Genomic DNA, 21,578 nt, shown 5'->3' on the forward strand with positions numbered 1-21,578 from the left:
ACACACGTACGGAGTCTCAGCCCCGCGGTCAGCCCCGCCGTTCCTGCTTCTGCTTGTCCTCCACGCAGAGTGTGGCGCGCGGGAACGCCTGCATACGGGCCTTTCCGATCGGCTTGCCACAGATCTCGCAGAGCCCGTAGGTCCCCGCGTCGAGCCGTAGCAACGCCCGCTCGGTCTGCTCCAGCATCTCCCGGGCGTTGGCGGCGAGCGACATCTCGTGCTCGCGCGTGATGTTCTTGGTCCCGGTGTCCGCGTCGTCGTCGCCTGCACCGTCCCCGGAGTCCCGCATCAGCCCGGCCAGCGCCGCCTCGGAGGAGGTGAGCTCACTGTTCAGCCGGGTGACCTCGCCCTCCAGCTCGGCGCGCGCACCGGCGACCTCTTCCGGGGTCCACGGGTCCTCGCCGGGCCGTACGGCGAGCTCCTCCGGCGGTGTCGCGGCCGCTGTAGGGGCCGTGGACAACGCTGTCGTGCTCTTGCCGGCAGCTGCTGCCGTACCCGCGGTCTTCTTCGCTCCCACCGTTCTGGCTCCTGTCTGCTTGGCGGCCTGGGCCGCCCCCTTGGCCGCAGGTGCGGCCTTCTTGGCGGCCTTCTTGGCGGTCGCCCCAGCGGGCGCCGCCTTTCTGGCCGCGGCTTTCTTCGCAGGTGCCTTCTTCACCGGTGCCACCTGAGGCACCGATGCGGCCGTCTCCTGCACGGCCGTCGCCTTCTTCCCGGTCGTCGTCTTGGAGGTGGACTTCTTGGAGGTGGTCTTCTTCGAGGTGGTCGTCTTGGCGGATGCTTTCCGGGCCGAGGCTTTCTTCCCGGTCGTCGTCTTCGCCGACCTCGTCTTCCGAGCAGGCGCCTCCTTCGCGGGTGCCTTACCCGCCGACGCTTTCTTCGTCACCGCTCTCTCCGCCGCCACGGTCCTCTTCGCGGCCACGGTCTTCTTCACAGCCGCCTTGCCGGTGCCTGCGACGGCCTTCTTCGCGACGGCGTTCTTCTTCCCGTTCGTGTCCTTGGCCGCCGCCTCAGCGGCGGTGGATCTTGCGGACGCCGACTTCTCGGCAGTCTTCTTCGCCACCATGGCCGCGGCCCCTTCACATACTGTGATATCGCTCGCGAATCGTGCTGGGACGATAAATCGACCCCAGCCCCGCGGCAAACGGGGCACGCCGCCGATTCGCCCCGCCTCGGCCGGGGCAAGACGAACCTGCATCCGTTGTGCCCAGCTCCCCGCCCGGTAATCCGCCGGCCGGGCGGAGCCGGAGCTCGCCGGAGGACGTATGGCCATTCGGGTCAACCGCGTGGCCCGCGGGCGAGCCGGGGACGGCCCGGTGAAATGCGGTCGGCCCCCCGCCGTACGGGCCCGTACACTGGGCGCAGCGAAAGGCGTGGATGGGGACGAGTAGCTTCGTACGCAGCCATGAGCGACCCGGGGACGGTGAGAGCCCGGGGGCGAGCACGAGGTGAAGCATCACCCCTGAGCCGTCGGAAGAAAGCCCGCAGCACGACCGCGGGCGACTAGACCCGGCATCGCGACCCCAATGAGGGGGCTCACCGGCACGGTCGGCGGGCCAAGGAGGGTGGTACCGCGGGAGCACGCGCTCTCGTCCCTCCGACGGAACAGACTTTGTCCGTTGGAGGAGCTCGCCGATGACGCCACCCCAGTACAACCAGGTGCCCGCCCAGGTCGACCTGCCCGCGCTCGAGCACGCCGTGCTCGACTTCTGGCGCGAGAGCAAGATCTTCGCCAAGAGCCTCGAGCACTCCGAGGGCCGTCCCGAGTGGGTGTTCTACGAGGGCCCGCCGACCGCCAACGGCATGCCCGGTGCGCACCACATCGAGGCCCGGGTCTTCAAGGACGTCTTCCCTCGCTTCCGCACCATGCGCGGCTATCACGTCGCCCGCAAGGCCGGCTGGGACTGCCACGGTCTGCCGGTCGAGCTCGCCGTCGAGAAGGAGCTCGGCTTCTCCGGCAAGAAGGACATCGAGGCGTACGGCATCGCGGAGTTCAACGCCAAGTGCCGTGAGTCGGTGACCCGGCACACGGACGCGTTCGCCGAGCTGACGACCCGGATGGGTTACTGGACCGACCTCGACGACGCGTACCGCACCATGGACCCGTCGTACATCGAGTCGGTCTGGTGGTCGCTGAAGGAGATCTTCAACAAGGGCCTGCTGGTCCAGGACCACCGCGTCGCCCCGTGGTGCCCGCGCTGCGGCACCGGTCTCTCGGACCATGAGCTGGCGCAGGGGTACGAGACGGTCGTCGACCCGTCCGTCTTCGTGCGCTTCCCGCTGACTTCCGGCCCGCTGGCCGGCGAAGCGGCCCTCCTCGTGTGGACGACGACTCCCTGGACCCTGGTCTCCAACACCGCCGTCGCCGCGCACCCCGAGGTCACGTACGTCGTCGCGACGGACGGCGAGGAGAAGCTCGTCGTCGCGCAGCCGCTGCTCGAGAAGGCGCTGGGCGAGGGATGGGTAACCACCGGGCAGTCCTTCACGGGCGCCGAGATGGAGCGCTGGACGTACGACCGACCCTTCGACCTGGTCGAGTTCCCTTCACCGGCGCATTACGTCGTCAACGCCGAGTATGTGACGACCGAGGACGGTACGGGTCTGGTTCACCAGTCCCCCGCCTTCGGTGAGGACGACCTCAAGGTCTGCCGCGCGTACGGCCTGCCGGTGGTCAACCCGGTCCGCCCCGACGGCACCTTCGAGGAGGACGTCCCGCTGGTCGGCGGCGTCTTCTTCAAGAAGGCCGACGAGACCCTCGTGGACGACCTGCAGACCCGCGGGCTGCTCTTCAGGCACGTCCCGTACGAGCACAGCTACCCGCACTGCTGGCGCTGCCACACCGCGCTGCTCTACTACGCGCAGCCGTCCTGGTACATCCGCACCACGGCCATCAAGGACCGGCTGCTCGAGGAGAACGAGAACACCAACTGGATCCCGGACTCGGTCAAGCAGGGCCGGTACGGCGACTGGCTGAACAACAACATCGACTGGGCGCTGTCGCGAAACCGCTACTGGGGTACGCCGCTGCCGATCTGGCGCTGCGAGGAGAACCACCTCACGTGCGTCGGCTCGCGCGCCGAGCTGACCGAGCTGACCGGCACGGACCAGTCGGCGCTGGACCCGCACCGTCCGTTCATCGACGATGTCACGTTCCCGTGCCCGACCTGCCGGCAGACCGCGACGCGCGTCCCCGAGGTCATCGACGCCTGGTACGACTCGGGTTCCATGCCGTTCGCGCAGTGGGGCTATCCGTACAAGAACAAGGAGCTCTTCGAGAAGCGCTACCCGGCGCAGTTCATCTCGGAGGCCATCGACCAGACGCGTGGCTGGTTCTACACGCTGATGGCCGTGGGCACGCTGGTCTTCGACAAGTCCTCGTACGAGAACGTGGTGTGCCTGGGCCACATCCTCGCCGAGGACGGCCGCAAGATGTCCAAGCACCTGGGGAACATCCTTCAGCCGATCCCGCTGATGGACCAGCACGGCGCGGACGCGGTCCGCTGGTTCATGGCGGCCGGCGGCTCCCCGTGGGCCGCCCGCCGGGTCGGCCACGGCACGATCCAGGAAGTGGTCCGCAAGACCCTTCTGACGTACTGGAACACGGTGGCCTTCCAGGCGCTGTACGCCCGTACGTCCAACTGGGCGCCGTCCGCGGCGGATCCGGCACCGGCGGAGCGCACGGTCCTGGACCGCTGGCTGCTGAGCGAGCTCAACGCGCTGGTGGATCAGGTCACTTCGTCCCTGGAGGCCTACGACACCCAGCGCGCCGGCAAGCTGCTGTCGGCGTTCGTCGACGATCTGTCCAACTGGTACGTACGCCGGTCGCGGCGCCGCTTCTGGCAGGGCGACAAGGCGGCGCTGCGCACCCTGCACGACGTGGTCGAGACGGTGACCCGCCTCATGGCCCCGCTCACCCCCTTCATCACGGAGCGGGTCTGGCAGGACCTGATCGTCCCGGTCACGCCGGACGCCCCTGAGTCGGTCCACCTCTCGACCTGGCCCGAGGCCGACCTCGGCGCCATCGACCCGACCCTGTCATCCCGGATGGCGCTGGTCCGCCGCCTGGTGGAACTGGGCCGCGCGACGCGTGCGGAGTCGGGTGTGAAGACCCGCCAGCCGCTCTCCCGCGCGCTGGTGGCGGCGGCGGGCTTCGAGTCCCTCTCGCCCGAGTTGCACGCCCAGATCACGGAAGAGCTGAACGTCTCGTCCCTGGCCTCCCTCTCCGAGGTCGGCGGCTCCCTGGTCGACACGACGGCCAAGGCGAACTTCCGTGCGCTGGGCAAGCGGTTCGGCAAGGGCGTCCAGGCAGTGGCGAAGGCGGTCGCCGAGGCGGACGCCGCGGCGCTGTCGCTGGCCCTGCGCGAGGGCACGGCGTCGGTCGAGGCCGACGGCCGTACGGTGTCCCTCTCCCCGGAGGAGGTCATCATCACGGAGACCCCGCGCGAGGGCTGGTCGGTGGCCTCGGACTCGGGCGCGACGGTCGCGCTGGACCTGGAGATCACTCCGGAGCTGCGTCTCGCGGGCCTGGCCCGTGACGCGATCCGGCTGATCCAGGAGGCACGCAAGAACAGCGGCCTCGACGTCTCGGACCGTATCGCGGTGAGCTGGTCCTCAACGGATCCGTCCACCACCCAGGCCCTGACAGAGCATGCCGGCTTGATCGCGGACGAGGTGCTGGCGACGACGTTCACCACGGACCCGGCGGACGACACGTACGGGGCCCCGTTCACGGACGAGGGCCTGTCCCTGACGTTCCGCCTCCGCAAGGCCTGACTCCGGCCCCCTGCGGCGGGCTTGCCCCCACCCCGCCCCTTCCCGAACCGGGGGCAAGCCCCGGACCCCGCACGCCCTTCGGGCGTTGTCCTCAGTCGCCGGACGGGCTCACATGTCCGCCGAACCGGCAAACTCAAGCCCCGCCGGCGACTGAGGCGTGGGTCCGGGGGCGGAGCCCCAACAGCAGCCCCAACACCAGCCCCGCCGGCAGTCGAGCCGCTGGGATCCGGGGGCGGAGCCCCGACAACCAGGCCCGTCGGCGATTCAGGCGCAGGCGGCCGGGGACCGAGCCCCGAAAAACCAGCCCCGCCGACGATTGCGGCGCAGGGGACGGGGGACCGAGCCCCCGGACGGGCGGGTGCGGGCGTCGTACGCAAAAGGGCCGGGCCCGGGACATCAGTCCCGGGCCCGGCCCTTCAGCCTGCCGACGGCTACGCGCGATACGCGCGACCCGCCGTCAGTTGTCGTCCTCGTCGATCAGGAAGCCGCGCATCGGCGACGGAGCCTGCTGCATCGGCTGCGGCGCCTGCGGCCGCACCGGTGCCATCGGCTGGGTCATCGCCGGCGACATCTGCTGCTGGCCACCGTAGGACGGGCCACCGCCCATGGACTGGTTGCCGCCCATCTGCTGTCCCATGGACTGACCCATCGACGGGTTGCCGCCCATGGTGTGACCCATCGCACCCGCACCGGCCGGAGCCATCGACGGGGACGGCGGCAGCGACGCGGTCGCGGGGGTCCGCGGCGGAGCCAGCGAGTCGTCCGCCTGGGTCTCCAGCTGACGCAGCTGGCTCTCCAGGTAGGACTTCAGCCGCGTCCGGTACTCACGCTCGAAGCCTCGCAGGTCCTCGACCTTGCGCTCCAGCGTGGCACGCGCGGACTCCAGCGAGCCCATCGCGACGCGGTGCTTCTCCTGAGCGTCCCGCTCCAGCGCATCGGCCTTGGCACGGGCGTCGCGCTCCAGACCCTCGGCACGGCTGCGAGCCTCGCCGACGATCTTGTTGGCCTCGGAACGGGCCTCCGCGATCGCCTGGTCGGCGGTCTGCTGCGCCAGCGAGAGCACACGCGCGGCGCTGTCGCCGCCGGGGCCCTGCTGCGGCATCTGCGGGCCGTGGCCGCCCATGGGGCCGCCCATCGGGCCACCCATGCCGCCCTGCATCGGGCCGGGACCCATCGGGCCGCCAGGCCCCTGCGGGCCACCGTGGCTGGGACCGGCGGGCAGCTGCGGAGCACCACCGGGCAGCTGGGGGGGACCCATCTGCGGGGGCTGCTGCTGGACCGGCGGTCCGGATATGGCGGCGGGTACCGGTGCACCCGGTCCACGGCCGTCCTGCGGCTCCGGCGGCTTGCGCATGCCCTGCTGCTGCTGGTTCTGCGCCGCCGCACGGGTCGCCGCGGCCAGCTTGGCGCGCAGATCCTCGTTCTCGCGGAGCAGGCGGGTCAGCTCGGACTCGACCTCGTCGAGGAAGGCATCAACCTCGTCCTCGTCATAGCCTTCTCGAAGGCGGACGGTCGTGAACTGCTTGTTCCGCACGTCCTCGGGAGTCAGCGGCATCTCTTCTTCACCTCTACGTAGTCGTCGGCAGTCGGCAAGACCGTATCGCTCACATCCGGCTCGCAAAGTTGTTCACGATGGAGATCAGGATGTAGACGATGATCATCAGAACGAAGAAGGACAGGTCGAGTGCCACGCCCCCGAGACGCAGCGGCGGAATGAACCGCCGCAAAAGCTTGAGCGGTGGATCGGTGACAGTGTAGGTGGCCTCAAGAACGACCACCATCGCCTTGCCGGGTTGCCATGAGCGGGCGAACTGGAAGACGTAGTCCATGACCAGCCGAAAAATGAGCACGATGAGGAAGCACATCAGCGCGATGTAGACAACCTGTAGTGCGACGCCCATCCCGCGCTTCCCTCTCCCCTGGCTCTCCAGTCCGGCCTTGCGGCCGGGTCGTTCCGGTGTCGTGTCTCTCAGCTCTGGTTGAAGAACCCGCCCTCTGCGATGCGGGCCTTGTCCTCCGCCGTGACATCGACGTTAGCAGGCGACAACAGGAACACCTTCTGCGTCACCCGCTCAATGCTGCCATGGAGGCCGAAGACGAGTCCCGCAGCAAAGTCGACAAGTCGCTTCGCATCCGTGTCGTCCATCTCCGTGAGGTTCATGATCACCGGGGTGCCCTCGCGGAAGTGTTCCCCGATGGTACGGGCTTCGTTGTAGGTCCGCGGGTGCAGCGTGGTGATGCGGTAAGGCTCCCGCTCGGACACAACCTTGGGCATGATCACCGGCGAGTTCTTCTCCAGGCTCGGACGTTCAGGTGTGATGGATGCCACGGGGGCAATTCGTGCCGGACGTCCGCTTTCAGCGGGAAGCGGAACCGGCTCGCGCTGCGCGGGCGGCTGCACCATCCTCACCGGTTCCTCCCGCTCCACCTGGTGCGGGGGCTGGTGCCGCCGGTGGTCCCGCTCGGGCTCCGGCTCGGGTTCGAAATCGTCATCGGGATCGAAACCCCGGCCGTCGTAGCCATCGTCCTCCACGAGGCCGAGGTAGACCGCCATCTTGCGCATCGCGCCGGCCATTCTCTGAGTCCTCCGCTCTGTGGTGGATCGGCGTCGTCACCAAGCGCCCGCGATCCACTCGGTCCGCCCGCTGTGTGACGGGAATGACCATATTTTCTGCTGTGGTCCGACTTGCTTAGCGACGCTACCCGAGCCGGGGTCGGACTCCGAGTACCGCAGTGCCGACGCGCACATGTGTCGCTCCGGCCGCCACGGCTTCCCCGAGGTCCGCACTCATCCCTGCTGACACCATGTTCGCAGCCGGATGCCCGGCGCGCAGGCTGGATGAGAATTCCATCAGCCGCTCGAACGCCGCCTGTTGCCGCCCCGCGTACGGCCCGGTGAGCGGCGCGACGGTCATCAGTCCGTCGAGTCGCAGTCCCGGTGACTTCGCCACCGCTGCGGCCAACTCCTCGATGCCGTCGGGCCCGACGCCGCCCCGCTCCCCGCGCTCGCCCGATTCGGCGTCGAGAGCGACCTGGATCAGACAGCCGAGCTCACGCTCCGCTCGTACTGCCGCAGCGGAGAGCGACGAGATGAGCTTGAGACGGTCGACGGACTGCACCACATCGGCATAACCCGCCACAGAGCGGACCTTATTTGTCTGCAACTGTCCGACAAAGTGCCAGATGAGATCCAGATCCGAGCAGGCCTCGGCCTTGGGGGCCGCGTCCTGGTCACGGTTCTCGGCGACATGGCGCACGCCGAGTTCATGGAGGAGCCGCACATCGCTCGCCGGGTAGGTCTTGGTGACCACGATGAGGGTCACCTCCTCCCGCTTGCGGCCGGCGGCCGCGCAGGCGGAGGCGATACGTTCCTCCACCATTGCCAGATTCCTGGCGAGTTCGGTCTTACGGTCCGTCATTGCCGTCCGTCATTCCTGTCCGTCATCCCGTCCGTCCAGCCAGACGTATCCGGCGAGCCGTCCGGTGGTGCGATCGCGACGGTACGAGTAGTGGTCGCCCGATTCCATTGTGCAGACCGACGAGGCCTGCCGGTCCCGCACGCCGAGCGCTTCGAGCTGGGCATGGACTCCGGCGGTGACATCGACGGCCGGGGTGCCCCAGCTGGTCTCGGACCAGGCGGCCGGTTCGACCGCGGCCACCTCGGCCCGCATCTGCCCGGGAACTTCGTAGCAGCGTCCGCAGACAGCGGGTCCGGTACGGGCGATGATGCGGGCCGGCTCCGCGCCCAGCGCCTTCATCGCCTCCACGGCGGCGGGCACGACGCCCGCGACCATCCCGGGACGGCCCGCGTGCGCGGCGGCCACGACACCCGCGACCGGGTCGGCCAGCAGTAGGGGGGTGCAGTCCGCGGTCAGTACGGCGAGGGCCAGCCCGCGCCGCGCGGTGACGAGAGCGTCCACCGGCGGAGTCGGCCCGGCGGCCCAGGGCCCGTCCACCTCGGCGACGTCCCTGCCGTGGACCTGGTTCATCCAGACGACCCGGTCCGGGTCGAGGTCCAGCGTCTTCGCCGCGATCTTCCGGTTGGCCAGTACGGCCGCGGGGTCGTCGCCGACCGCGCCGCCGAGGTTGAGCTCCTCGTACGGAACGGCGCTCACCCCGCCCCACCTGTCGGTGAAGGCGAAGTGCGCGCCGCTCGCGTGTATCGCGTCGTGCCGCACTGTCACTTCAAGAAGTCCGGAACGTCCAGCTCTTCGGCCTGGCTGTCCTGGTACGGACGGGCCGGCGGAACCTGCGCGGACCCGGAGTTCAGGTCGTTCGCCACGGGCGCGGGCTCGGCCGGGGCCAGGGACTCCTCGCGCGCGGGTACGGTGCCGAGTCCGCCGCCCGCCCGCGAGGTCTCCGAACCACGGGACGAGGCCACCGGCTCCTCCCGCTTGCTCGCGCCGGCGCCGAGAACGGTGTCCCGGCGGGTCGGCGGCTGTCCGCCGTCGAAGCCGGCCGCGATGACCGTGACCCGCACCTCGTCGCCGAGAGCGTCGTCGATGACCGCACCGAAGATGATGTTGGCCTCGGGGTGGGCGGCCTCGCTCACCAGCTGGGCGGCCTCGTTGATCTCGAAGAGGCCGAGGTCCGAGCCACCGGAGATGGAGAGCAGCACACCCCGGGCACCGTCGATGGACGCCTCGAGCAGCGGCGAGGAGATCGCCATCTCGGCCGCGGCCACCGCGCGGTCGTCGCCGCGGGCCGAGCCGATTCCCATGAGCGCGGATCCGGCCTCGGACATCACGGACTTGACGTCGGCGAAGTCGAGGTTGATCAGACCCGGCGTGGTGATGAGGTCGGTGATCCCCTGGACACCGGAGAGCAGCACCTGGTCCGCGGACTTGAACGCGTCAAGCACGCTGACCTGGCGGTCCGAAATGGACAGCAGCCGGTCGTTGGGGATGACGATGAGGGTGTCGACCTCTTCGCGGAGTTCAGCGATACCGTCCTCCGCCTGGTTGGCGCGACGGCGGCCCTCGAAGGTGAACGGCCGGGTGACCACACCGATCGTCAGGGCGCCGAGCGTGCGCGCGATATTGGCGACGACGGGTGCGCCGCCGGTGCCGGTGCCGCCGCCTTCGCCGGCGGTGACGAAGACCATGTCGGCCCCCTTGAGGACCTCCTCGATCTCCTCGCGGTGATCTTCTGCCGCCTTACGACCGACTGCCGGATTCGCTCCGGCGCCGAGGCCTCGGGTGAGTTCACGGCCGACGTCGAGCTTGACGTCGGCGTCGCTCATCAACAGTGCTTGCGCATCGGTGTTGATGGCGATGAACTCGACGCCCTTGAGACCGACCTCGATCATTCGGTTGATGGCATTGACACCACCGCCGCCGACACCGATGACCTTGATGACTGCGAGGTAGTTCTGCGGTGCTGCCACGTCGAAGGCCTCTCGCCTCGAGTTACGTGTCGTCGCTTCGCGGTTGCCGCGTCGCGACGACGGATGCCGATGGGACGGTCCGAACGCCGACCCAAACCCTAACGCTGAAGTTTAGGGTTGCCAGTGTGTCTGCTTCTTGGACTCTCCGAACAGGACACTAAGTCGACAAGCGGCGCACGTTCAACGAACACGCCGAACCTCCCGTTTTTCTTTTCACCCTATGTGATCACCCATAGCGCTGACCAACCAGGGTGCTGGCCAGCGCAAATGCGCGTCAACTCCCTGCCGCCGCAGGGGCGGTGGGAGCACTCACATCGAAGTACCTGGCCTTCGGCGCGGCTTTCATCAGTGCGGTGAGTGCGCGCGCCTTCGCCTCGCCCTCCTCGGCGCTGCCCCAGACCACCGTACGGTCCCGGCTCAACTCCAGGGAGATGTAGTCGTATGAGCGCACTGTCACAACTCTGGTGTCCGCCACGACTTCGCCGGGGAGTTCACCCCTGACCCGTACCGCCTCCTCAAGGAGCCGGTCCGCGCCGAAACGCCGCAGACTTGGGGACTGTTCCACGGTCAATTCCAGTCGCGGAACAGCCTTGGGAGCCTTGTCCACCGTGGCGAACCGAACGCTCTTCGCGTCCACTTCGATGAACTTTGCGCCCTTTTCGATAAGCAGGATTGGCTTTCGCTCGGTCACTTTCAGACCGATCCCGTCGGGCCATGACCGGACGACATCCACCGAGTCGATACGGGGCAGCTTATGCCGCAGCCGGGCCTCAATGGCGTCCGTATCGACGGAAATCAGTGGCGCTCCGACCGGAACCGCCGCCGCGGCCATCACCTCGGCCGGTGTCAGAACCTCGGTTCCGGTGGTCTTCACCCGTTCCACGCGCAGCCAGTCGGAGCCGTAGAGCACCCAGATTCCGGCCGCGACGGCCAGCACCAAGGCGGCGGCGATCAGCAGGAAACGGCGGCCGGGGAGGCGCGGCCGACGGGCATCGGAGCCCTGGCCGGGCGGGCGGGCCGACCCCGCGTACCCACCGGGGGACTTGCCTGCCCCGCGTTCGGCGGTGGTCGGTCCGGCCACGCTCCCCTGCCCTTCTCACGCCTTGCGGCGTGCAGCGATCGCCTCGTACACCATGCCGACGAGCAGGTCGTCGGCATCCCTGCGGCCGAACTCGGCGGCGGCACGGGACATCTCGTACAGCCGGTGCGGATCGGCGAGCACCGGAAGGACGTTGCCCTGGACCCACTCGGGGCTCAGTTCGGCGTCGTCGACCAGCAGTCCGCCGCCGGCCTTCACGACCGGCTGGGCGTTGAGCCGCTGTTCGCCGTTGCCGATCGGCAGCGGTACATACGCGGCGGGCAGCCCGACGGCGGAGAGTTCGGCGACGGTCATCGCGCCCGCGCGGCAGAGCATCATGTCGGCCGCGGCGTACGCGAGATCCATCCGGTCCACGTACGGTACCGGGATGTAGGGCGGCATACCGGGCATGTTGTCCACACGCGGCAGTTCGTTCTTCGGGCCGACCGCGTGCAGGATCTGGATTCCGGAGCGCTGGAGCACCGGAGCGATCTGCTGGATCACCTCGTTGAGGCGGCGGGCGCCCTGCGAGCCGCCGGAGACCAGCAGCGTCGGCAGGTTGGGGTCGAGACCGAAGGCGGCACGCGCCTCGGGGCGCACCCGGGCCCGGTCCAGTGTGGCGATGGTGTGGCGCAACGGGATGCCGATGTAGCGGGAGTTGCGCAGCTTGCTGTCCGGGGTGGCGACGGCGACCCCGGCCGCGTACCGCGAACCGATCTTGTTGGCCAGGCCGGGACGGGCGTTGGCCTCGTGCACCACGATCGGCACACCGAGCCGCTTGGCGGCCAGATAGCCGGGCAGCGCGACATAGCCGCCGAAGCCGACGACGCAGTCCGCCTTCGTGCGCTCCAGGATCTGCTCGGCGGCCTTGATGGTGCCGCGGAGCCGTCCGGGGACGGTGATCAGCTCAGGGGTGGGCTTACGAGGCAGCGGAACGGCCGGGATGAGCGCCAGCTCGTAACCCCGCTCGGGTACGAGCCTGGTCTCGAGCCCCTTCTCCGTGCCCAGGGCCGTGATTCCCACGGTCGGGTCCTGCCTGCGCAGGGCGTCCGCGAGGGCGAGCGCGGGCTCGATGTGGCCGGCGGTCCCCCCACCGGCGAGTACGACATGCACCGAAATTCACCGCTCTCCGGACGGACGCTTCTTGACGCGCCGTCTCATCGTCTTCCATCTCACCCCGGGCCGCCGCATGGCGAGGGCCGCCTTCGCGGCGGGATCCTCCCGCGCGAAAGCGATCAGCAGCCCTACCGCGAACATGGTCGGCAGCAGGGCCGATCCTCCGTAGGAGAACAGCGGGAGCGGGACACCGGCGATCGGCAGCAGACCGAGCACCGCACCGATATTGACCACGGCCTGGGCCGTGATCCAGGTGGTCACACCTCCCGCCGCGTACCTCACGAAGGGGTCCTCCGTGCGTCCGGCCACGCGGATACCCGCATAGCCTAGAGCCGCGAAGAGGGCGAGCACCGACAGCGTCCCCGCCAGGCCCAGTTCCTCACCGGCGATCGCGAAGATGAAATCGGTGTGCGGTTCGGGGAGTTGACCCCATTTTTCCACACTTGCACCGAGGCCGGAACCGAACCATCCGCCGGAGGCTAGAGCATAGATGCCGTGCACGGCCTGCCAGCACTCGCCTTGGGGGCCGAGGTCGATGGCGCCGATGCAGGAGAGCCGTGACATGCGGTTCTCGTTGGTCTTGATGAGCACGAAACCGACAAAGCCGGCGACTGCGAGTACACCCGCGAAGAGCCGGGTCGGCGCTCCGGCCAGCCACAGCAGACCGAAGAGGATCGCGGTGAGGATGATCGCCGTACCCATGTCGCCGCCGAGCATGATCAGGCCGAGCAGCAGGAAGGCGACCGGGACGAGCGGCACCAGCATGTGCTTCCACTGGGTCAGCAGCCGCTTGTCCTGCTTGCGGGCGAGCAGATCGGCGCCCCACAGGATCAGCGCCAGCTTGCCGAACTCACTGGGCTGGAGCTGGAACGGGCCACCCAGATAGATCCAGTTCTGGTTGCCGTTGACCGCATGCCCTATCCCGGGGATCTGGACGAGCACCATCAGAAAGACGGTGCCCATCAGGAGCGGGTACGACAGGGCCCGGTGGAGCTTGCCCGGCATCCGGGAGGCGGCCAGCAGCAGACAGGTGCCGAGTACGGCGGCGATGAACTGCTTGCGGAAGAAGTACGAGGCCGGGAGCGAGAGCTCGAGTGCCTTGATCATCGAGGCGGAGTAGACCATCACCAGGCCGAGCACGGTGATCAGGAGGCTGCTGCCGAGGATCAGGTAGTACGCGGTCAGCGGCCGGTCCCAGGCCCGTCGCGCCTGCTCGTACAGCCGCCGTGGCGGGCGCGGAGCGCTTGGCCCGCGGCTTCCGCCACGGCCGGCGGGCGGACGGCGTACGGCTCCCCCGGCCCTGATCCGCAGCGCGAGTCCCGTGTGGGCCGGCGCCGGGCCGGCGAGAGCGGGGACGGTCGCGGGCACAACGGCACGCCCGAGCGCCTCGGCACCTCGGCGCAGCGCGCGCACGGCGTCCGGGAGCCGGGGTCCGGCGAGGACGGTCCCGAGCCCGGCCGGGGCTCCGCCCCAGACCCTGCGCCTCAGACGTCGGCGGGGCTGAATCTCAGCCGGGCGCCGCTTCGGACGGGCCGCGCTCCGCGCGGCGGGGGCGGTGTCATCGGCCGGCATGATCGCTGTCCCCTCCAGTCGGGCCTGGCGCGGCTGCCGCGGTCCCGGGGCGGCCCCCCCGGGGTGCACAGCACGGCGCGGGGGTCGGGCTCAGGCGCGCTCGGCGGCGAGTGCGCGGACCGCGTCCGCGAACGCCTCGCCTCGCTTGTTGTAGTTGGTGAACATGTCCATCGAGGCGCAGGCCGGGGCCAGCAGAACGGTGTCTCCCGGCCGGGCGAGTCGTGCTGCTTCCTGGACCGCCGCCGGCATCGCCCCAGTGTCTGTCCGGTCGAGGTCGACGACCGGGACCTCGGGGGCGTGTCGCGCGAGGGCTTCACGGATCAGGGCGCGGTCCGCGCCGATCAGTACGACGGCGCGCAGTCGCTTTGCCGACTTCTCGACGAGTTCGTCGAAGCTCGCGCCCTTGGCCAGACCGCCCGCGATCCACACGATCGGGTCGTAGGCGGCCAGGGACGCCTCGGCGGCATGCGTGTTGGTGGCCTTGGAGTCGTCGATGTACGCGACGCCGTCGACGTCCACGACATGCTCGATGCGGTGGGGGTCGGGGCGGAAGTTGCGCAGTCCGTCGCGTACGGCGGCGGGCGCGACGCCGAAGGCGCGGGCCAGCGCGGCAGCCGCGAGGGCGTTGGCGACGTTGTGCGGGGCCGGCGGATTGACGTCCGCCACCTCGGCGAGCTCCTGGGCCTGCTTCTGCCGGTTGTCGACGAAGGCGCGGTCCACCAAGAGGCCCTCGACGACCCCGAGTTGGGAGGGCCCGGGCGAACCGAGGGTGAATCCGACGGCCCGGCAGCCCTCCTCCACGTCTGCCTCGCGCACCAGGTCCTCGGTCGCCCTGTCGGCGGCGTTGTAGACGCAGGCGACCGTGTTGCCTGCGTAGATACGGCCCTTGTCGGCGGCGTAGGCCTCCATGGAGCCGTGCCAGTCGAGGTGGTCGGGCGCCAGGTTGAGCACGGCGGCGGAGTGGGCGCGCAGCGAAGGCGCCCAGTGCAGCTGGTAGCTGGAGAGTTCGACGGCGAGTACGTCGTACGTCTCGTCGCCGAGGACCGCGTCCAGCAGCGAGACGCCGATGTTGCCGACGGCCGCCGTGCGCAGGCCCGCGGCCTCGAGGATCGAGGCGAGCATCCGAACCGTCGTGGTCTTGCCGTTGGTGCCGGTGACCGCGAGCCACGGCGCCGCCCCCGGCCCGCGCAGCCGCCAGGCCAGTTCGACGTCGCCCCAGATGTCGACGCCCGCCTCGGCGGCGGCCAGGAAGAGCGGCTTGTCCGGCTTCCAGCCGGGCGCGGTGACGATGAGCTCGGTGCCTGCGGGCAGCGTCGCGCCGTCGCCGAGGCGCACGGTGATTCCCTCGGCCTCCAGCTCGGCGGCCTGTGTACGTGAGCGCTCGTCGTCGCCGTCGTTGACGACCGTGACGAGGGCGCCGAGGCCGTGCAGCACCCGGGCGGCCGGGATCCCGGAGACGCCGAGTCCCGCGACCGTCACCCGCTTGCCCTGCCAGTCCTGCGTGCTCACTTGTCGGCCGCCCAGCCCGCGTAGAAGAGCCCCAGTCCCACGATGACGCACATGCCCTGGATGATCCAGAAGCGGACCACGACAAGGACCTCGGACCACCCCTTGAGTTCGAAGTGGTGCTGGAGCGGCGCCATCCGGAAGACGCGCTTGCCGGTCATCTTGAAGGAGCCGACCTGAATGACCACGGACATGGTGATCAGGACGAACAGTCCGCCGAGGAGGGCCAGCAGAAGCTCCGTACGGGAACAGATCGCCAGACCCGCCAGCGCTCCGCCGAGTGCGAGCGACCCTGTGTCGCCCATGAAGATCTTGGCCGGCGAGGTGTTCCACCACAGGAAGCCGAAGCAGGAGCCCATCAGGGCGGAGGCCACGACCGCGAGATCGAGTGGATCGCGTACTTCGAAGCAGGCGTTGGGGTTGGTCAGCGTCACGGCGTTGGCGCAGGACTCCTGGAACTGCCAGAGCCCGATGAAGGTGTACGCGCCGAAGACCATCACCGACGCGCCGGTGGCCAGACCGTCCAGACCGTCCGTCAGATTCACGCCGTTGGACATGGCGAGAATCATGAACAGCGCCCAGACAACGAAGATCACCGGGCCGATCGACCAGCCGAAGTCCGTGATGAACGACAGCTTGGTGGATGCGGGGGTCTGGTGGCGACTGTCGGCGAACTGCAGTGACAGCACGGCGAAGGCGATGCCGACGATCAGCTGTCCGGCCATCTTCGCCTTGGCCCGCAGACCGAGCGAGCGCTGCTTGACGATCTTGATGTAATCGTCCAGGAAGCCGACCAGGCCCATGCCCGCCATCAGGAAGAGCACCAGCACACCCGAGAACGTCGGGTCCTCGCCGGTGATCACCTTGGCGAGGGCGTACGCGATGAGCGTGGCCATGATGAAGGAGATGCCGCCCATGGTGGGCGTGCCCTTCTTGCTGCCGTGGCTGCGCGGGCCGTCGTCCCGGATGAACTGCCCGTATCCCTTGCGGGCCAGGAGTTTGATCAGCAGCGGAGTACCGACCAGGGTCAGGAAGAGCCCGATGGCCCCCGCGAAGAGGATCTGCCTCATCGGCCGGTGACCTCACCCTCGGTGGTGTTCTCGAGCAGTGCCTGGGCCACCCGCTCGAGCCCGACCGACCTGGAAGCCTTCACCAGCACGACGTCTCCCGGACGCAGCTCACTGCGCAACAGGTCGACCGCCGCCTGCGCGTCGGACACGTGCACCGACTCCTCACCCCACGAACCCTCGTTATATGCGCCCAGTTGCAGCCAGGACGCTTCCCTGCCCCCGACTGCGACGAGCTTGCTGACGTTGAGCCGGACGACCAGCCGTCCGACAGCGTCGTGCTCGGCGAGCGCTTCGTCGCCGAGCTCGGCCATTTGGCCGAGCACCGCCCAGGTCCGCCGCCCCTGGCCCATGGCCGCGAGCGCACGCAGCGCCGCTCTCATGGACTCGGGGTTCGCGTTGTAGGCGTCATTGACGATCGTCACGCCGTCCGGACGCTCGGTGACCTCCATCCGCCAGCGGGAGAGGGTGCCCGCCTCGGAGAGCGCGCGGGCGATCTCATCGACGGACATGCCCAGCTCATGGGCGACGGCGGCCGCGGCGAGCGCGTTCGACACGTGGTGCTCACCGTACAGCCGCATGGTCACGTCGCTGCACCCGGAGGGTGTGTGGAGCCTGAAAGCGGGCTGTCCGTTGTCTGTGAGCCGGACATTCTCGGCACGTACGTCGGCGTCCTCGGCCTCTCCGAACAGGACCACACGGGCCTTGGTACGGGAGGCCATGGCGCGTACGAGACGGTCGTCGGCGTTGAGTACGGCGATGCCCCCCGCTGCCGCCGGGGGAAGGCATTCGATGATCTCCCCCTTGGCCTCGGCGATCTGCTCGCGGCCGCCGAACTCGCCGATGTGGGCGGTGCCGACGTTCAGTACGAGACCGACCTTCGGCGGGACCAGACTGGTGAGGTAGCGGATGTCGCCGATATAGCGGGCGCCCATTTCGAGGACGAGGTGCTCGGTGTCCTCGCCGGCTCGCAGCGCGGTCAGCGGCAGGCCGATCTCGTTGTTGAGATTGCCTGCCGGGTAGACGGTGGGGCCTTTGCGCTCGAGGAGTTGGGCGATGAGGTCCTTGGTGCTGGTCTTGCCGGCCGAGCCGGTGAGCGCGACCGTGGTGGTGCCGAGGCGTTCGACGACGGTGCGCGCGAGGGCGCCGAGCGCGGCGGTGACGTCCGGCACGACGATCGCGGGTACCCCGACGGGGCGGGTCGCCAGCACGGCCACCGCACCCGCCGCCACGGCGCTCCGGGCGTAGTCGTGGCCGTCGACGTGCTCGCCGGCGAAGGCGGCGAAGAGACTGCCGGGCTGGACCGCGCGGGAGTCGATCACGACGGGACCGCTGATCCGTGTGGCCGGATCCGGTATGTCGTGCGACTGCCCGCCGACGATTTCGGCGATCTCGGCGAGAGAGAGGGCGATCACTTGGTCACCCCTGACTGTTCTGGATAGCTGCGCGAAGTACCTGACGGTCGTCGAAGGGGCGGACCACTCCGGCGATGTCCTGGCCCTGCTCATGGCCCTTGCCGGCGATCAGCACGGTGTCACCGGGCTGCGCGCGGGCCACGGCCGCGGCGATGGCCGCGGCCCGGTCGGCCTCGACCAGGACATCGCCACGCTCGTGGATCGGCACCTCGGCGGCGCCCGCGAGCATGGCGGCGAGGATCGAGAGCGGGTCCTCGGACCGGGGGTTGTCGGAGGTCAGTACGGCGGTGTCGGCGAGTCGTGCGGCGGCGGCGCCCATCGGGCCGCGCTTGGTCTGGTCGCGGTCGCCGCCGCAGCCGAGCACGATATGCACCTTGCCCTCGGTGACCTTGCGCAGGGACCGCAGGACCGATTCGACGGCGTCCGTCTTGTGGGCGTAGTCGACGACGGCGAGGTACGGCTGGCCCACGTCGACGCGCTCGAGGCGGCCCGGCACGCCGGGGACTGCGGCAATGCCGTCGGCGGCGGTCTGCGGATCGAGGCCGGCCACGGCGAGGGTGACGATCGCCGCCAGGGTGTTGGCAACGTTGAACGGTCCGGGCAGCGGGGCCTCGGCGCGTACGCGCTCGCCCCGGGGACCGACCGCGGTGAAAATCGAGCCGACTGCGCTGATTTCGACGTTCTCGGCCCGCCAGTCGGAGTCCGGGTGGCCCTCGGCGGAGAAGGTGGTGACCGGGACGGATGCCTCCTTGAGCAGCCTGCGGCCGTACTCGTCATCGAAGTTGACGACCGCGAGCCGGCTCCGCTTCGGCGTGAAGAGCTGCGCCTTCGCCTGGAAGTAGTCCTCCATGTCGGAGTGGAATTCCATGTGCTCGGGGCTGAGGTTGTTGAAGACTGCGACGTCGAAGACGCAGCCGTCGACCCGGCCGAGCACGAGGGCGTGGCTGGAGACCTCCATGGCGACCGAATCGACGCCGCGCTCACGCATGACGGCGAACAGGGCCTGGAGGTCGGTGGCTTCGGGGGTGGTGCGCTCGGACTTGATGCGCTCCTCGCCGATGCGCATCTCGACCGTGCCGATCAGACCGGTCGAGCGGCCCGCCGCCTTGAGCCCGCCCTCCACGAGGTACGCCGTGGTGGTCTTGCCGGAGGTTCCGGTGATGCCGATCTGGAGCAGGTCCTCGCCGGGATGTCCGTAGATCTCGGCGGCGAGCTCGCCCATGCGGCCTCGCGGGTTCTCGGTGACCAGGACCGGCAGACCGGTCCCGGCGGCGCGTTCGGCGCCGGTCGGGTCGGTGAGGATCGCGGCCGCTCCGAGGTCCGCGGCCTGCGCCACGAAGTCGGCCCCGTGAAGGCGGGCGCCGGGCAGGGCGGCGTACACGTCACCGGGGCGTACCGCCCGTGAGTCGTGGGTGATGCCGGTGACGCCAGCGGTGCCGGGGCTCTGCACACCCAGCCGGGCGGCCAGCTCCCCCAGGGGTGTCGGGCGGGGCCGGTCCGGTCGGGGCGCTCCCGGGTGTTTCGCGGGGGCGTCCGGCTCGGTGGTTCGGTACTGATCAGCGTGTGACACGGCGGTGAGCGTACCGGGCGCACCCGGCCCGGGGCGAAGTGAGGGGGCTGCGGCGGCGCGGTTCTCCGGCAGGTTCCCGGAATCGGAGGTGATGCTTGTCACTGGTGGTTCCTCCGGGTCACTCGCCGGGTTCGAAGGTTGTCACTGGTGGTTCCTCCGGTCACTCGCCGGGTTCGAAGGTGACGGGCAGCCGGGCGGGATCGTTGCCGGTCGGTGCGACCTGGAGGGTCTTGAGGGCGAATTCCATGACCTTCCGGTAGATCGGCCCGCAGATCTGGCCGCCGAAGTAGCTGCCCTTGGTGGGGTTCTGGATGGCGCAGTAAACAGTGATCCGCGGTTTGTCGGCGGGCGCGAAGCCGGCGAAGGAGGCGGTGTAGCCCTTGTAGCGGCCCAGTTCCGGGTCGACACGGTTGGCGGTTCCGGTCTTGCCTGCGACGCGGTAGCCGGGGATACGGCCCTTGGCGCCGGTGCCCTCCTCGTCACCGACGACCGACTCCAGCATGGTGGCCAGCGTCCTGGCGGTCGGCTCGCTGACCACACGGGTCTTCTTGGGGGCGGGGGCCGGGGTGAAGCGCCCGTCGGGCCCCTTGGTGCCGCGGATCAGGGTGGGCTCGATGCGTACGCCGCCGTTGGCGATCGTCGAGTAGACGGAGGCCGCCTGCATGGCGTTGAGCGAGAGGCCCTGGCCGAAGGGGATCGTGTACTGCTGCGAGGTGGACCACTTCTGCGGCTTGGCGAGGATGCCGGGCGTCTCGCCCGGGTAGCCGATCCCGCTCGGGCTGCCCAGACCGAATTTCCGCAGATAGGAGTACAGCACCCGATTCGCCGCCGCCTGAGTCCCGCCGAGCTGGCCGGTCGCGAGGATCGTGCCGATATTGCTGGACTTGGCGAGCACGCCGTTGAGCGTCAGGTGCCAGGTGGGGTGGTCGATGTCGTCCTTGAAGAGCCGGTCGCCGCGGTGCAGCCGGTTGGGCACAACGACATGCGTTCCGGGGGTGGCGGCCTTCTCCTCGAGGACGGCGGCCATCGACATCACCTTGGCGGTGGAGCCGGGTTCGTACGCGTCCTGGAGCGCGGCGTTGCCCATGGCCGCCGAGTTGGCCTGGGAGAGATCATTGGGGTCGAAGCCAGGCGCGTTGGCCATGGCGAGGACCTCGCCGGTCTGGGTGTTCTGCACTATCACGTAGCCGCGGTCGGCCTTCGACTTCTTCACCTGGTCGGCGATGGCCTGCTGGGCGGCCCACTGGATGTCGCGGTCGATGGTCAGCTCGATGTCGGAGCCGGGGACGGCGGGGACCTCGCGGGAGCCCGCGGTGGGGACCCGCCGGCCGCCGGACTGGGCGTAGGTGATCTGTCCGTCCTGACCGGCGAGGACCTTGTCGAGCATCGACTCGACGCCGCCGCCTCCCTTGCCGTCACCGGTGACATAGCCCAGTATCCCGGCGGCGAGATCGCCGTTCGGGTAGACGCGCCTACTGCTCGGCTCCTGGAAGACGCCGCTCAGCACATTGGCGCCGGGGCCTCCCTCGGCCTCGTCGGCCCTGGCCTTCTCGGCGAAGACGCCCTTGAGGTCCTTGATCTGGTTCCAGACCTGAGGGGTCTGGCGGCGTGCCAGCACGGTGTACCGGGATTTGGGCGTCCTGAGCTTCTTCGCCAGCTCGTTGACGTCCTTGCCGAGGATCGGGGCGAGCAGCGCGGCCGCCTGTTCCGGAGCGTTGGGAGCCTTGCTCTCCTCGGGCGTGAACAGCTTCGGGTCGGCGGTGATGTCGTACGCGTCGACGCTGGTGGCCAGGGCGATTCCGGCCCGGTCGGTGATCTCGCCGCGCTCCGCCGTCAGCTTGTGGCTGAGGTAGCGATTCTTCTCCGCCTTGGCGGCGTACGCGCCGGCGTCGACGGCCTGCACCTGGAGCAGCCGGACGACGAAGGCCAGCATGACGAGCGTCAGGCCGAGGCTGACCAGCCGCAGCCGGGGGCGGGGGCTGCCGAGCCGGATCGGGCGGGCCGCCGGGCGCGGCCGCCGACGGACCGCAGGACGTGCGGACGGCCGCCGTGCGGGGCCCGGGACGCGGCGGCGCGGTGGTTCCTTGAGGGGCACTGC

General features: G+C 69.6%; 16 protein-coding genes. 1 reads left to right on the forward strand and 15 read right to left on the reverse strand.

The annotated features are described in order from the left end of the window. Positions 1-28: 28 nt before the first annotated feature. Positions 29-1,063 (reverse strand): TraR/DksA family transcriptional regulator, encoded by a 1,035-nt coding sequence (locus tag OG966_RS11060; protein ID WP_326649334.1) that lies wholly within the window; start codon positions 1,061-1,063, stop codon positions 29-31. Positions 1,064-1,632: 569 nt separating this feature from the next. Between OG966_RS11060 and ileS the strand changes: the two genes are divergently transcribed. Further along, positions 1,633-4,770 (forward strand): isoleucine--tRNA ligase, encoded by a 3,138-nt coding sequence (gene ileS / locus OG966_RS11065; RefSeq protein WP_326649335.1) that lies wholly within the window; start codon positions 1,633-1,635, stop codon positions 4,768-4,770. A gap of 457 nt (positions 4,771-5,227) precedes the next feature. Here ileS and OG966_RS11070 read toward each other — a convergent pair whose 3' ends face one another. The 14 genes from OG966_RS11070 to OG966_RS11135 form a co-directional block, all read right to left on the reverse strand. After that, a complete protein-coding gene (locus OG966_RS11070; protein WP_326649336.1) occupies positions 5,228-6,325 on the reverse strand; it encodes a DivIVA domain-containing protein in 1,098 nt (365 codons plus the stop codon). A gap of 49 nt (positions 6,326-6,374) precedes the next feature. Next, positions 6,375-6,671: a YggT family protein gene (locus OG966_RS11075; RefSeq protein WP_326649337.1), complete on the reverse strand. Its 297-nt coding sequence runs from the start codon at positions 6,669-6,671 to the stop codon at positions 6,375-6,377. A 68-nt stretch (positions 6,672-6,739) separates the two neighbouring features. After that, positions 6,740-7,345 (reverse strand): cell division protein SepF, encoded by a 606-nt coding sequence (locus OG966_RS11080; protein WP_326649338.1) that lies wholly within the window; start codon positions 7,343-7,345, stop codon positions 6,740-6,742. Positions 7,346-7,469: 124 nt separating this feature from the next. Then, complete coding sequence (locus tag OG966_RS11085; RefSeq protein WP_326649339.1) at positions 7,470-8,189, reverse strand: YggS family pyridoxal phosphate-dependent enzyme; 720 nt, start codon at positions 8,187-8,189, stop codon at positions 7,470-7,472. Positions 8,190-8,198: 9 nt separating this feature from the next. Next, positions 8,199-8,954, reverse strand: coding sequence for a peptidoglycan editing factor PgeF (pgeF, locus tag OG966_RS11090; RefSeq protein WP_326649340.1), 756 nt, complete (start codon positions 8,952-8,954; stop codon positions 8,199-8,201). Then, the gene (gene ftsZ / locus OG966_RS11095) at positions 8,951-10,156 is read right to left on the reverse strand and encodes a cell division protein FtsZ (protein WP_326649341.1); all 1,206 of its coding nucleotides are present in this window, start codon (positions 10,154-10,156) and stop codon (positions 8,951-8,953) included. The genes pgeF and ftsZ overlap by 4 nt, the downstream gene beginning before the upstream one ends. Before the next feature lie 274 nt (positions 10,157-10,430). After that, a complete protein-coding gene (locus tag OG966_RS11100; protein WP_326649342.1) occupies positions 10,431-11,237 on the reverse strand; it encodes a cell division protein FtsQ/DivIB in 807 nt (268 codons plus the stop codon). Positions 11,238-11,252: 15 nt separating this feature from the next. Next, the gene (gene murG, locus OG966_RS11105) at positions 11,253-12,347 is read right to left on the reverse strand and encodes an undecaprenyldiphospho-muramoylpentapeptide beta-N-acetylglucosaminyltransferase (RefSeq protein ID WP_326649343.1); all 1,095 of its coding nucleotides are present in this window, start codon (positions 12,345-12,347) and stop codon (positions 11,253-11,255) included. Between the two features lie 6 nt (positions 12,348-12,353). Continuing rightward, positions 12,354-13,922 carry a putative lipid II flippase FtsW gene (ftsW, locus tag OG966_RS11110; RefSeq protein ID WP_326649344.1) on the reverse strand — a complete coding sequence of 523 codons (1,569 nt, stop codon included), beginning with the start codon at positions 13,920-13,922 and terminating at the stop codon, positions 12,354-12,356. Between the two features lie 90 nt (positions 13,923-14,012). Continuing rightward, positions 14,013-15,431 carry a UDP-N-acetylmuramoyl-L-alanine--D-glutamate ligase gene (gene murD / locus OG966_RS11115; RefSeq protein WP_326649345.1) on the reverse strand — a complete coding sequence of 473 codons (1,419 nt, stop codon included), beginning with the start codon at positions 15,429-15,431 and terminating at the stop codon, positions 14,013-14,015. After that, entirely contained in the window at positions 15,428-16,498 is a 1,071-nt protein-coding gene (gene mraY / locus OG966_RS11120; RefSeq protein WP_326649346.1) for a phospho-N-acetylmuramoyl-pentapeptide-transferase, read from the reverse strand. Before mraY ends, murD begins: the two co-directional genes overlap by 4 nt. Next, positions 16,495-17,910 carry a UDP-N-acetylmuramoyl-tripeptide--D-alanyl-D-alanine ligase gene (locus OG966_RS11125; protein ID WP_326649347.1) on the reverse strand — a complete coding sequence of 472 codons (1,416 nt, stop codon included), beginning with the start codon at positions 17,908-17,910 and terminating at the stop codon, positions 16,495-16,497. Before OG966_RS11125 ends, mraY begins: the two co-directional genes overlap by 4 nt. Positions 17,911-17,914: 4 nt before the next feature. Then, entirely contained in the window at positions 17,915-19,582 is a 1,668-nt protein-coding gene (locus OG966_RS11130; RefSeq protein WP_326649348.1) for a UDP-N-acetylmuramoyl-L-alanyl-D-glutamate--2,6-diaminopimelate ligase, read from the reverse strand. A gap of 58 nt (positions 19,583-19,640) precedes the next feature. After that, positions 19,641-21,575 (reverse strand): peptidoglycan D,D-transpeptidase FtsI family protein, encoded by a 1,935-nt coding sequence (locus OG966_RS11135; RefSeq protein ID WP_326649349.1) that lies wholly within the window; start codon positions 21,573-21,575, stop codon positions 19,641-19,643. Positions 21,576-21,578: the final 3 nt, after the last annotated feature.

Source organism: Streptomyces sp. NBC_01750 (assembly GCF_035918095.1).
In the GTDB taxonomy this organism is placed as follows: Bacteria; Actinomycetota; Actinomycetes; order Streptomycetales; family Streptomycetaceae; genus Streptomyces.

What these genes read in the sequence shown, in the direction of transcription:
- OG966_RS11080 (WP_326649338.1), bottom strand. Translation starts at nt 7,345, where the DNA reads ATGGCCGGCGCGATGCGCAAGATGGCGGTCTACCTCGGCCTCGTGGAG.
- OG966_RS11075 (WP_326649337.1), bottom strand. Translation starts at nt 6,671, where the DNA reads ATGGGCGTCGCACTACAGGTTGTCTACATCGCGCTGATGTGCTTCCTC.
- OG966_RS11070 (WP_326649336.1), bottom strand. Translation starts at nt 6,325, where the DNA reads ATGCCGCTGACTCCCGAGGACGTGCGGAACAAGCAGTTCACGACCGTC.
- ftsW (WP_326649344.1), bottom strand. Translation starts at nt 13,922, where the DNA reads ATGCCGGCCGATGACACCGCCCCCGCCGCGCGGAGCGCGGCCCGTCCG.
- OG966_RS11060 (WP_326649334.1), bottom strand. Translation starts at nt 1,063, where the DNA reads ATGGTGGCGAAGAAGACTGCCGAGAAGTCGGCGTCCGCAAGATCCACC.
- mraY (WP_326649346.1), bottom strand. Translation starts at nt 16,498, where the DNA reads ATGAGGCAGATCCTCTTCGCGGGGGCCATCGGGCTCTTCCTGACCCTG.
- ileS (WP_326649335.1), top strand. Translation starts at nt 1,633, where the DNA reads ATGACGCCACCCCAGTACAACCAGGTGCCCGCCCAGGTCGACCTGCCC.
- OG966_RS11085 (WP_326649339.1), bottom strand. Translation starts at nt 8,189, where the DNA reads ATGACGGACCGTAAGACCGAACTCGCCAGGAATCTGGCAATGGTGGAG.